Raw genomic sequence first — 12,312 nt, forward strand, 5'->3', positions numbered from 1 at the left:
AAGAACCGCCACATCCGGGAATGGAAAGTATTTTCTTTGAACCACGTCTTTTTGTGTGTTCGCGTATGCTTCTTCTTCCGTGGGGAGCTCGCGAGGAAATATTTTTCTGTGGTCATGTATTTTTTGCCTCACTTCACAAGGACTTTGCCGTTTCTTGACCTCACGTAACGACGGTTCGAAAGTGAGTGCCTCGGATATACATGAGGCAGTATAGCGTAGCGCGATACCGCACAGTATGCGGTATGTAGTTTCTACACTGTATGCATGATGAGAAAAACCCGATCCTCAATTCTGAGAGGATTTTCTGGGTGTCCCTGACTAAAAGGATAAATCGTTTGGCAAAGAACATTGTCGTGATCGAGGATAATGGCACCGGTTCCGGTGACGCTTTCTCCGAATTCAGCGGCTTGAAGGTCGCACAGCTTCGTACTCTCGCTCAGCAGCTCGGTATTCGTGGATACCTGAAAATGAAGAAAGCTGAGCTTGTGGAAGCGTTAACCCTGCATCAGCGCGGCGGCACCACCGAAGGTGCCGAGGCTGCCTCGACTCAAGAAAGCACAAAAACTTCTAAAAACACCCGCTCAAAGTCGCAAGATTCTCAAGCGCAGGATGAGACTCCGGCACAGAAGCGCGCGCGTAGTCGCAAGGCCGCTAAGGCAGCTTCTGAAGAAGCCGCTAAACCTGATGAGGCTTCCTCAACAAAGAAATCTTCCGAAGGAGCAGCATCTGGCGAGAGTACCGAGACCCCCGAGCGCGAGGAACGTACTACTCGCCGCACTCGAAATTCACGATCTCGGAAAGACCGTGAAGCTAAGAACGGTCGCGGTCCCCAAGAGGGTAAGAATACGGATTTGCCTCCCTTAGATGTGAAAGCAGAACTGGCTTCTGAAAGCATCGGTTCGCGTTCTGCACAGCGTGATCTTCCCGAGAATTCCGCCGATTTGAAAGCCACAACTTCGGACGGCTCTACTACCCTGGACTCCATTACGGCGGCTCTGGATATGACTTTCGGCTCTGAACCTGAGAAGCCGACTAAACGTACCCGCACACGCGAGCGGAATAACCGTCGTAAGGGTGAAGAAGAGGCCGAAGAGCGCACTAGCCGCCGTAACAAGCGTGACCGTTCTGAGAAGAATGAGCGTTCCGAGAAAAACGATCAACGATTCGAAAAACAGAATCAAAATCGTGAGGAGCGCACTAGCCGCCGCAATAAGCGTGACCGCTATGAAAAGAACGATCGTCGTAACCGTCGTGGGGATTCCGATGAGCCTCAGGTGAATGAGGATGACGTACTGGCACCGATTTCAGGTGTTCTCGATATCCTCGATAATTACGCCTTTGTGCGCACCTCCGGCTATCTGCCCGGTCCGAACGATGTCTATGTATCCCTGGCTCAGGTTAAGCGTTACCACATGCGTAAGGGTGACCATATTCTGGGCGCTATTCGCGTGCCGCGCGAGGGAGAACAAAACTCGCGCCAGCGTTTCAACGCGCTTGTGAAAGTTGAAGCTATTAATGGGCAGCCTGTGGAAGAAGCTTCCAGCCGTCGTGAGTTCTCGAAACTTACCCCGCTGTATCCCAAGGAGCGACTGCGCCTAGAGACCACCCCGAAGAAACTGGGTACCCGTGTTGTTGATCTGGTATCTCCGATCGGTAAAGGTCAGCGCGGTCTGATCGTTTCGCCGCCAAAGGCCGGTAAAACCCTTATGCTGCAGTCGATCGCGAACGCTATTACTGCCAACAACCCTGAGGTTTACCTCATGATGGTTTTGGTGGATGAACGCCCTGAAGAAGTAACCGACATGCAGCGCACGGTCTCCGGCGAGGTTATAGCTTCAACCTTCGACCGTCCTGCTGAGGATCACACCACCGTCGCTGAGTTGGCTATCGAACGTGCTAAACGCATGGTTGAGCTGGGCTACGATGTGGTTGTGCTGCTGGACTCCATGACTCGCTTGGGGCGTGCCTACAACCTGGCGGCTCCTGCCTCCGGACGTATTCTCTCCGGCGGTGTTGATTCTGCCGCTCTGTACCCACCGAAGAAATTCTTCGGTGCCGCTCGTAACATCGAAGAAGGTGGCTCGCTTACTATTCTGGCGACGGCTCTGGTAGAGACCGGCTCGAAGATGGATGAAGTTATCTTCGAAGAGTTCAAGGGCACCGGTAATATGGAACTGCGTCTGTCACGTCAGCTCGCGGATAAGCGTATTTTCCCGGCGGTGGATATTAACGCCTCCGGCACACGCCGCGAAGAGAATCTGCTCTCTCCGGACGAAGTTAAGATTATGTGGGGTCTGCGCCGTGCTCTGGCCGGTATGGAACCCGAGCAGGCTCTAAATATTCTTACGAACCAGCTTCGGAAGACTGAGAGCAACGTTGAATTCTTGCTGACCGTTCAGAAGAATGGGCTGCGCCTTGTGGATTAGCATGGTAGCCGTCTCGTAGCGGTTATCGCACAGCATTGTTCGCCCCGTACCGCCCAAGAGATTGTGCGGTACGGGGTGTGCGGTGCCTAGACCCTGTAATAATGAAGTGAAGATATACGCGAGTTCCGAAAAAACGGCGCGTATACCAAGGTAAGAGAGCAAAAATGTTTGAGTCTATCCAGGTGCTCCTTGACGAGCACACTGAGCTTCAGGAGCAGCTGGCTGACCCCGCCGTTCAGGCAAATCAGGGGAAGGCTCGCCGCGTGGGACGGCGTTATGCGGAACTCACCGGTATCGTGACCGCATATAACAAATACAAGTCCTTGGCGGATGACTTAGAAGCGGCGCGTGAAATGGCCTCAGAAGACCCTGATTTTGCGGCTGAGATTCCTACTCTTGAGGCCGAGCTTGAAGAAGCCCAAGAGAGGCTACGCCGTCTTTTGATCCCTCGTGATCCTGATGATGGTCGCAACGTTATTCTTGAGGTCAAAGCGGGCGCGGGCGGCGACGAGGCGGCTCTCTTCGCGGGTGATCTTTTGCGTATGTATCTGCGTTATGCCGAGCATAAGGGCTGGAAGACCGAGGTTATTTCCTCCACCAGTACCGATGTGGGTGGGTACAAGGATGCCCAGATAGCAATCAAGGGAACCTCCAACGAACCTGCCGAAGGCGTATGGGCACACATGAAATATGAAGGCGGCGTGCACCGAGTTCAGCGTGTTCCCGCGACTGAATCGCAGGGGCGCATTCACACGTCGGCTGCGGGCGTGCTTGTATTTCCTGAGGTTGATGAACCCGAAGAGATCGAGATCAGTCAGAACGACCTGAAGATTGATGTTTACCGTTCTTCCGGTCCCGGCGGACAGTCTGTGAATACAACCGACTCTGCCGTGCGTATTACTCACCTTCCTACGGGCATTGTTGTGGCTATGCAGAATGAGAAATCACAGCTGCAGAACCGCGAAGCTGCAATGCGCGTGCTGCGCGCCCGTTTGCTGGCGCATCAGCAGGAGCAGATCGACGCTGAGAACGCCGCGCATCGTGCCTCTCAGGTGCGTACGATGGACCGTTCGGAACGCATACGTACCTACAACTTCCCCGAGAACCGTATTGCCGACCATCGTACCGGATACAAAGCATATAACTTAGACGCGGTTTTGGACGGCGACCTTGATCCAGTCGTGCAGTCTGCCATCGAAATGGATGAGGCTCACCGACTGGAACAGGTTGGCCAAGAGCAGGAATAATCCGAGGCAACGCAGAAGTGACAGGATTACGGGTCACCCCAACAGCACACCGCGGCGAAGGGCTTGATGAAGCCTTGCGCCGCGGTGCTGACGTACTGCGTCACGCCGGGATAGAACAATATCGGGCAGATGCCGAACTTCTTGCCGCATATCTGTTAGGTACTGGCTCTCAAGGCATTCAGCGCGGTAGCTATGGGGAATCTTCAGTAACTCGTGCGGACGTGCAGCGGTTCGCCCTGATGGGGCGTAGGATTACGCCACAGGATTCAGTACGCTATACGGAACTGCTAGAGTGCAGAGCTCAGCGCGTTCCGTTGCAGCATATTACGGGGGTCGCACCTTTTTATCACCTGGAGATAAAGGTAGGTCCGGGTGTTTTTATCCCTCGTCCTGAAACTGAGCTTCTAGTGGAGGAAGCTCTGCGGGTCTTGGCGACATACGAGTCTAACGCTCGCCCTCGCGTCGTGGATTTATGCACGGGATCCGGGGCAATCGCCGCAGCGGTTAAAGAAGAGAATCCTCAAGCAGAAGTTTTTGCGGTTGAACTTTCCGAGCAGGCTCTCCTCTGGGCACGCAAGAATCTTGATCCTCAGAACGTACACCTTATTCCGGGCGATATTCGTACCTCGCTTGAAGATCTGCCCGGATACTTTGACTTGGTGCTTTCAAACCCTCCATATATTCCTCCCCACCGCAAACCCCAGGCTCTTGAAGTCGCCGAGTATGACCCGCAAATGGCGCTTTATGGCGGGGGAGAAGACGGCATGGAAATTCCTCGGGAGGTGATCGCTCGGGCTCACTATCTTTTGCGTCCCGGCGGTTTCTTTATGATGGAGCACGATGATTCACAAGAGACCCGAGTGACTGAGACATTGGCGGCACAGGGGTTTGTGAGCATATACTCAATCCGAGATTTGAACGGCAAACCCAGACACACCGCGGGATATAAACCCCGGTAGAGAGCGGTATATTCGGGCGTGGCCACTCGCTTATTGCGTAACCTTGTCACACCATCCACCGCCTCGTACCAAAACATGAGAGAATAAGGCACGTGAACGCAAAGCTGTACCCAGTAACGACTGATACCGAGACCACGGAGGCCGTCGAAGCCGCTCGTGAGGCATTGAATGCCCACGAAACTATCGTGATTCCTACCGATACCGTCTACGGCATCGCCTGTGATGCTTTCTCGCATCAGGGCGTTTCGAAGCTTCTGGCTGATAAAGGCCGTTCCCGTACCATGCCTCCGCCTGTGCTGATATTCGACCTTGCAGCTCTTGCGGGCGTTGCTGACGAAATCCCAAACGATGTTTATGATTTGGGCAATAAGTTTTGGCCCGGAGCTCTAACGATTATTCTGTATTCCTATCCGTCGCTGACGTGGGATTTGGGCGAAACTCAAGGGACGGTTGCTGTACGTGTGCCCGACGATAAGTTTGCGCTCAAGCTTTTGACTGAGCACGGTCCATTGGCGGTGTCTTCGGCTAACAAGACAGGACAGCCTGCGGCAGCTAAGGCCGAAGAAGCGCTTAATCAGCTGGGTGAGGACGTCACGCTTGTTGTGGACGATGGTCCTCGTCCTGCACCGCAGGAAGACGGAAGCGTTGGCGATAGCAAACCGTCCACAATTCTGGACTGTACTTCGACTCCTTATGTCGTGGTCCGTGAAGGGGCTATTACCGTTGAAGAGCTTCGTGAGGTTGTGCCTTCAATCGTAACCCGTAGTGAGCTTAATGCTCGTAACGAGGAGAAGGACAAGCAAGAAACTTCCACTCAAGAAGATACTGAGCAGAAACCTACCGGTCAGGAAGACCTTGATGAAGCATATGACCAGTGGGACGCAGAACATGCCGGCAGCGGCAAAGAACCGGAGCGTGCAGCATCACCAGTAGCCGGTTCTATCGCAGACATGCTGTTGGGCGCCGTTAATACCGCCACCTCGCTTGCTGCCGATAAAAAGCCTGAGGTTGATCAAAAACGCTCGCGTGGTTACCGCAATAACACACCTCAGCCGGTCAAGACAGCGCAGGCTCCAGTTAAGCCGGTATCGACGGATGCCGCTCGCGCCCTTGTGCACGGCGAAGCGAAATCAGAATCTTAGAGGGCAGATAACTCTCACAAGAAAATACTGCTATTCAAAAACGGTGAGGGAATCGAGATACTAACTCTCGAATCCCTCACCGTTGCTTATTCTGTGTAGAAAAGTGTAAGGACCTGTAGCTAGGCGTTCTTAAATCGCTTATCTTTCTTTTTACCGAGTGCAGTATGGGCATTGCGCAGCACTTCACGCACTCGCGGCTCGGGTAGAAGACCGTTTTCACGAGCCCAGGAATCGTCGAGTTCTTGTCCAAACCACATGAGCTCGACTTTGCGAACGGAACCTTGGAACCTATCGTTCATCATTTCGGAGACCGTATACCCGGTCTTAACCGCCAGATTGCACAGCCATTCAGGCAGGTGCACGGGCTTGCGGCGACCGGCATCCGCCATGGTAGAGGCTACCGTCTCGCCTTCCCACGGCTGCAGCACAATAGAGGGCAGTTCACCCTTAAAGGAGCCGACTTTAACCACAAATTCAGCCAGCGCATATGAGCTCGATACGGGGGATTTGCGGGTTCCTGCACCTGCTACAGAAGCTAACGGGGAAGAGGCTATTTTGGCGAAGACCTCGGTAGTGCGGCGCCCGCGCCCCTGCACGCTGGTGGCACGCAGGATGCACAGCTCAACAGGTTCAGAGGTTTCGCCATGCGAGGCCTCGTGGAACGTATCCTGCAAGTCTAAAAGAGCTTCTTCACCCAAGGCTTTTGAAAAGGAGTATGCGCTAAAGGGAGCTGTGTATTCGCTCGCATCAAGAACAGATTTTGCGCCCTGAACTGCTGCCGAACTGAGGTGAATAACTCGGCGTACTCCGGTACGGTGTGCTGCTATAGCGATAACCGCCGGTAACAGAGCATTAGCACCCACTAGCGCAGGTACGTCTTGCATATTGGGGGCAGCAAGACCTGCTGCGTTAACAACAACCTGAGCCCCGGCAAACGCATCCGCTAGGGAGTCGATGATGCCTTCAAGGAGCTGAGCTTCTTCGATAATAGTTCTTGAGTCGAGTGCTCGGGTTGCTAAACGGGGTGCCTCAATGGGATCTACGCTGATTCCTTCGGCATTTAGTCGTGCCACGATGGACGACCCCACGAAGCCACTTGCACCGATAACTTTCCATTTAGACTCGGACACGTCTTTTCACCTTTCTCACCCCAAACTGTTACGGAGTGTGTATTTCAACTTTCGCATATTCGGTGGTGTTTAAGAAACAGAAATAACGTTTTAGAGTAGTACTTCAGGGCAGAAGAGAGCTAAAGCATAGTCGTGGCACAGGAGCACGTGGCGGAGCTAACTTTTTGGTCTCTAGTCGAAACTGAAGCTGGAACGTAATGTTTAGCTATAGAGCTTTCGACGGGTAGAATAGCTATCTTGGGATGTCTCATATATCCGTGTGTTTATAGGTCCGCCTGAAAAGTGCGTGCTGGGGGAGGAAGCGTCGATGCCTGATGAGAGCGAAAACTCGGTGAGTGCGCCTGTCTGCGGTGTGGCACAGCTCGGTAGGCCGCGTGTTGTAGCGGTTGTTGTGACCTATAATCGTCAAGATTTATTACCCATTACCCTTGCGGGTATCGCCGCAGGGCAGGTTGTGCCGGACGCTGTTGTCGTGGTTGATAACGCCTCTACCGACGGCACGGTCGAGTATCTAAAAAATCTAAGCTATTCGCTTCCGCTCGATATCATCACATTGTCTCAGAATATGGGAGGTGCGGGTGGATTCGCCGTTGGAATCGATCGAGCGTTAGCGCGCCACAATCCAGATCTTGTGTGGGTTATGGATGATGACACTGAACCAACCGAAAACACCCTGCATGAGTCTGTTCAAGCATGGGAATCATATTCGCCGGACCGCAGCCGTCGTCCCGCCTTGATAGCTTCACGGGTTGTGTGGACCAATGGGGAAGACCATCCCATGAATACGATGCGCACTATGTTCGGTGCTGGCTCTGGGCGGCATCGTCGTGCACAAGCGGTGGGGGGTCGGCCTATACGCAGCGCCTCCTTTGTATCTTTGGTGATGGACGCTCAAGTTATTCGTCAGAATGGCGGCCTACCGATTGCGGATTTTTTTATCTGGAATGATGATTTTGAATTTTCGACCCGTCTTGCACATCATCGAGATGCCATTGCTGTACCCGCCTCGGTGGCTCGTCACCACACGAAAACTTTTGGGACGACGAATGCGAAGCCGGGCCCACGATTTTATAACGATGTTCGCAATAAAATGTGGGTTTTCACGCGATCCCGTACTCTTAGCCCGCTTGAGAAGTTGTTATATGGCGGGTCGGTAGCAAGACTTTGGGCTTCGACGGTTCTGCGTACGGACGAAAAATCTATTTATTTGGGGTATTTCCTGAGGGGCATCAAGGATGCGCTGCATGCCCCTCGCCTTAATCGTGATGTGCTTCGCGAAGTGTACGACCTTGAATTTCCGGGGCATTATGGCGCTCAAAAAAATCGTGGTTCCTTCGGCGCACCACATTCTCAGGCAGAGTTCTCTGTTCTGATGAGTGTTTACGCTCGGGAATCTGCTGATCATGTGGAGGCGGCTATTGCCTCGAACGCTCAGCATCAGACCCTTCGGCCTGCTGAACTGGTTTTGGTTCAGGATGGCCCGTTGCCTTCTGAAGTACGCGCGGTCGTTGACCGTTGGGTCGAACGTAGCAGGGCGGGGGAATGCGCTCCTATCGTCACAGTCAAACTGCCTCAGAACGTGGGTCTTGCCGCTGCACTCAACGAGGGGCTGAATGCTTGTTCTTACGGCATCGTTGCCCGCGCGGACTCTGACGATATTTCGGAGCCAGACCGATTTGCAACCTTAATTCCGGCGCTTATCGAGAGCGACTGCGCGGTGATGGGCTCTGCCATGTACGAAGTTGATGCGCAGAATACCGCAGTAGAGGCTACCCGCCAGACGGTAACTGACGCATCTCGGTTGGCTGACATGATGCCTTCGCGCAATCCCCTGTACCACCCAACGGTGGCTTTCTACAAAGACGTTGTTCAGCGTTTAGGCGGGTATGAATATGTACCCGGGGCCGAAGACTGGTGGCTGTGGTCGCGGGTTATCTCCGCCGGTTATAAGATTGGTAATGTGCCTGAGCCATTAGTCCGTTATCGTGTGGGTGCAGGTGCCTACACACGGCGGGGCGGACTTAACGCCTGGAAACAGGATTGGGCGATTCAACGTCGACTATATACCGGGCACGCGATCTCAAAGCTCGGGTGGATTAAGAATATGAGCGTTCGAACGGCGTACCGGTTTATTCCGGAGAGTACACGCCGTAAGGCATTTCGAGCGCTCACCGATATACGGCCTAGTAGGAACGTAGAGAATAGTTTGCAGGGGAAGGACGCATAAGTGGAGAACTATCCCACGACTCAACCGATTGCGGTGGTGGATCGCCAACGCCCCTACACCCCTAAAAGCTGGTGGCTTCTCGTTCAGATTGCATTAGATTCCGTAGCCTGGATTATAGGGCTTGTCATCGCGTTTATGCTACGATACAGCCTGCTTCTGAACCAGAATTCTGTCTTTGATGTGATTGATCTTCAAAGCGTGGCGCTCAGTATGGGGTTTGCGATTATTCTGCAGATTCTTGTGGGCTACGGTATGAAGGTGTACCGCGGCCTGTATTCTTACGGTTCTTTCGAGGAAGTCTGGCGTACGGGCGCAACTGTAGGTATCGTCTCGGTGGCGCTTTTCCTCTTCAGCTACGTAGATGAAGCTCTCGGACTAGTACATGTGCCTCATGGTGTGCCGCCTATCTCGGTGGGTATTACATTGCTGTTCATGGCGGCGATGCGCATGGTTAAGCGTATTTATGTTGAGCATAAGACTTTGCGTAATCTTGATGGTGAGCCTGTTATTGTCTATGGTGCCGGGTTCACGGGTCGCACAGTTATCGAAGCTCTTATGCATGATGACTCTGCATATATGCGACCTGTTGCGGTGGTGGACGATAACCCTCAGCTACGCGGTATTAACATTCACAATGTGCCGGTTTATAACACCGGTAAAGAACTGGATGCGGTCATCAGGCGCTATGCCCCTAAAAAAATGATTGTCGCTATCACCAACATGCCGCATGATCGTTTCGACCGGGTCTGGGCACGCATGCAAAAACACGGAGTCGAAGTAACTCGTGTAGCGAGCGCCAGCGAAAAGCTCTTCGGCAACAACGTGGTAGAAACCGACGATAACGAGCTCATGAAGCTTATCCGCGGCGAAATTAACTACGATGTCGATACTGAAGTTTTGCGCAGCTACCTTCAAGGTAAGCGGGTCTTGGTGACCGGCGCAGGAGGATCTATTGGTTCTGAGCTATGCCGTCAGATCCACGAATACGACCCTGAGCTGCTCATGATGCTCGATCGTGACGAAACCCTGCTGATGGAAACAAAGCTCTCGATCACTGGCGAGTCCAGCCTGGATGATGAGCGTATTATTCTCGCGGATATTCGTGAGGGGGAAAACCTGCGTAATATCTTCCTTGAACGAAAACCGCAGGTGGTTTTCCACGCCGCAGCTTTGAAGCATGTTTCTGCACTGGAGGCATACCCTGAGGAAGCATGGAAAACAAATTCGCTGGGCACCCTTAACGTTCTATATGCTGCGCAAGCGGCGGATGTTGAAACATTTGTGAATGTTTCAACAGATAAAGCGGCAGATCCTAAGACCGCTTTGGGGCAGTCAAAACGAACCGCTGAATGCTTAACCTCGTGGTTTGGACAGCAGACGGGGAAGACTTATGTATCGGTTCGATTCGGTAACGTTTTTGGCTCGCGCGGCTCTATCAAACCTCTGTTTACGCAGCAGATTCTCAATGGCGGTCCCATTACACTTACTGATGAGAACGCTACCCGATACTTTATGCTCATCACGGATGCTTGCCTGCTGGTGATGCTGGCAGGGGCTATTGGTCATCCGGGTGAAGTTATGGTGCTTGATATGGGTGAGCCTGTATCTATCTACGATGTTGCACATGAGATGCGTAAAGCCTATGAGCGTTACGATGTTGATATTGTAGTGACCGGTCTGCGTCCTGGCGAAAAATTGGATGAAACCCTCTTTGGTGCTAATGAGCAACACACTCGAAGCACTCAAAACAAGTTTATTTCTCACTCGACGGCACCAGCTCTCAATCCTGAGGATTTGGATTATGAGCAGTGGATTCAGAATTATGAAGCGCATCGTTCTTATGAGCGTCATGGATTTACCCGCGTAGTAGATCCGCGTCAGGGTCGTCTTCTGGAAGAACACAGGAATTAGCCGTTTTTGAATATTGAACGATGAAATTTTGCCCCGTTAACGTCTACATAGGCGTGTACTACGTGATGAATTCGTCTTGTAGAACCAGCAGCGGGGAAGTAGAATCCCAAATTACACCCTGTTACGAGGTTTTACCGTCTAGAGGAGAGACATGAACCAGGCATCTCTGGTGCTTATACTAGCGTTTGTGTTAGGAGCGCTTCTGCCTTTTGCGGTACGCCCCCTGTTGCACGCGCTAAATATGGTTGATATACCCAATGAGCGTTCCTCGCATACGATTCCGACGTACCGGGGCATGGGGCTGGCAACCGCTAACGCTACCTGTTTGAGCTTCGCGGTCGCTACCCTCATGGAGTGGACTGTAAATCTCCCCATCTCGTTAACTTTTTTGGCAGGCGGCGGTCTTGCTTTGCTTTTGGGATGGACCGAAGATGTCTATGGGGTCAGCGTTGCCAAGCGTGCCGGGATGCAGCTTGTTATAGGACTCGGTATTGCACTTTCTCTCGCTATTATTCAAGAGGCATCATTGCTGTGGGTTCCTGTAGCAGGGATCTTTATTGCGGGGTATATAAACGTTACAAACTTTATGGACGGCATCAACGGTATCTCCGGATGCCATGGGCTGGTGGCTGGGCTTGCCTACGCCTATATGGGTGGCGTAAGTAGTTTGCCGTGGATGACGATAGGCGGTCTGGCAATTGCAGGTGCCTATACGGCTTTCCTACCTTGGAATTTACGCACGGGTCACAATGTTTTCTTAGGTGATGCTGGGTCTTATTTCCTGGGTGCCTCTCTTGGAACAATTGCTGTTGGTGCTTTCTATGCTGGAATTCCGTTCCTTGCGTCGATAGCCCCGCTTCTGGTTTATCTTGCAGATTCTGCGATGACTCTTATACGTCGTATGGCTGCTGGGGAGCAGTGGTACAAACCGCATCGAACCCATGTGTATCAGCGTCTGACTGACGTCGGATTGGGACATATCAGCGCAACAATTATGGTGAGTTCTGCGACTGCGATTGTATGGGCTTTTGTACTCTTTGCCTCAGATCTTTTCCTAACAGGTGCCTTTTTCGCTGGTGTTGGCGTTCTTGCCCTTGCTGTAGCTGTCATTGTTTTATACCTGCGGCTTCCCGAACTACTGGATACGCGTCTGCAGCCTGCCGAGCAGGGGCACGCTAATTCCAAGCAGAATATTGCAGATCTGAACACAGAGACGCATCCTGTGAGCGAGCGGAAGTCTGAGGGCTCACAGGAGTGAAACAACGGCGGC

8 protein-coding genes are annotated in these 12,312 nt (G+C 52.6%); 7 read left to right on the top strand and 1 reads right to left on the bottom strand.

The features are described 5' to 3' along the window. Positions 1–335: 335 nt before the first annotated feature. The 4 genes from rho to HMPREF0733_RS08160 all read left to right on the top strand — a co-directional run bounded on the left by rho (position 336) and on the right by HMPREF0733_RS08160 (position 5,774). Complete coding sequence (gene rho, locus HMPREF0733_RS08145; protein ID WP_041321737.1) at positions 336–2,426, top strand: transcription termination factor Rho; 2,091 nt, start codon at positions 336–338, stop codon at positions 2,424–2,426. Between the two features lie 164 nt (positions 2,427–2,590). Next, positions 2,591–3,673 (top strand): peptide chain release factor 1, encoded by a 1,083-nt coding sequence (gene prfA, locus HMPREF0733_RS08150; RefSeq protein ID WP_004004426.1) that lies wholly within the window; start codon positions 2,591–2,593, stop codon positions 3,671–3,673. A gap of 17 nt (positions 3,674–3,690) precedes the next feature. Then, positions 3,691–4,632, top strand: a complete 942-nt coding sequence (gene prmC / locus HMPREF0733_RS08155) for a peptide chain release factor N(5)-glutamine methyltransferase (RefSeq protein ID WP_013398877.1) — start codon at positions 3,691–3,693, stop codon at positions 4,630–4,632. Between the two features lie 92 nt (positions 4,633–4,724). Beyond that, entirely contained in the window at positions 4,725–5,774 is a 1,050-nt protein-coding gene (locus tag HMPREF0733_RS08160; RefSeq protein WP_013398878.1) for an L-threonylcarbamoyladenylate synthase, read from the top strand. A gap of 119 nt (positions 5,775–5,893) precedes the next feature. On the opposite strand, the gene HMPREF0733_RS08165 is transcribed toward HMPREF0733_RS08160, so the two are convergent. Beyond that, a complete protein-coding gene (locus tag HMPREF0733_RS08165) occupies positions 5,894–6,904 on the bottom strand; it encodes an NAD-dependent epimerase/dehydratase family protein (protein WP_013398879.1) in 1,011 nt (336 codons plus the stop codon). A 307-nt stretch (positions 6,905–7,211) separates the two neighbouring features. Here HMPREF0733_RS08165 and HMPREF0733_RS08170 point away from each other — a divergent pair, with 307 nt between their 5' ends. The 3 genes from HMPREF0733_RS08170 (at position 7,212) to HMPREF0733_RS08180 (ending at position 12,300) form a co-directional block, all read left to right on the top strand. Then, complete coding sequence (locus tag HMPREF0733_RS08170) at positions 7,212–9,131, top strand: glycosyltransferase (RefSeq protein WP_244864692.1); 1,920 nt, start codon at positions 7,212–7,214, stop codon at positions 9,129–9,131. Beyond that, complete coding sequence (locus HMPREF0733_RS08175) at positions 9,132–11,042, top strand: polysaccharide biosynthesis protein (RefSeq protein ID WP_013398881.1); 1,911 nt, start codon at positions 9,132–9,134, stop codon at positions 11,040–11,042. It abuts the gene before it with no gap. 151 nt (positions 11,043–11,193) lie between these two features. Further along, entirely contained in the window at positions 11,194–12,300 is a 1,107-nt protein-coding gene (locus HMPREF0733_RS08180) for an MraY family glycosyltransferase (RefSeq protein WP_013398882.1), read from the top strand. Positions 12,301–12,312 lie beyond the last annotated feature (12 nt).

Source organism: Rothia dentocariosa ATCC 17931 (assembly GCF_000164695.2).
GTDB lineage: Bacteria > Actinomycetota > Actinomycetes > Actinomycetales > Micrococcaceae > Rothia > Rothia dentocariosa.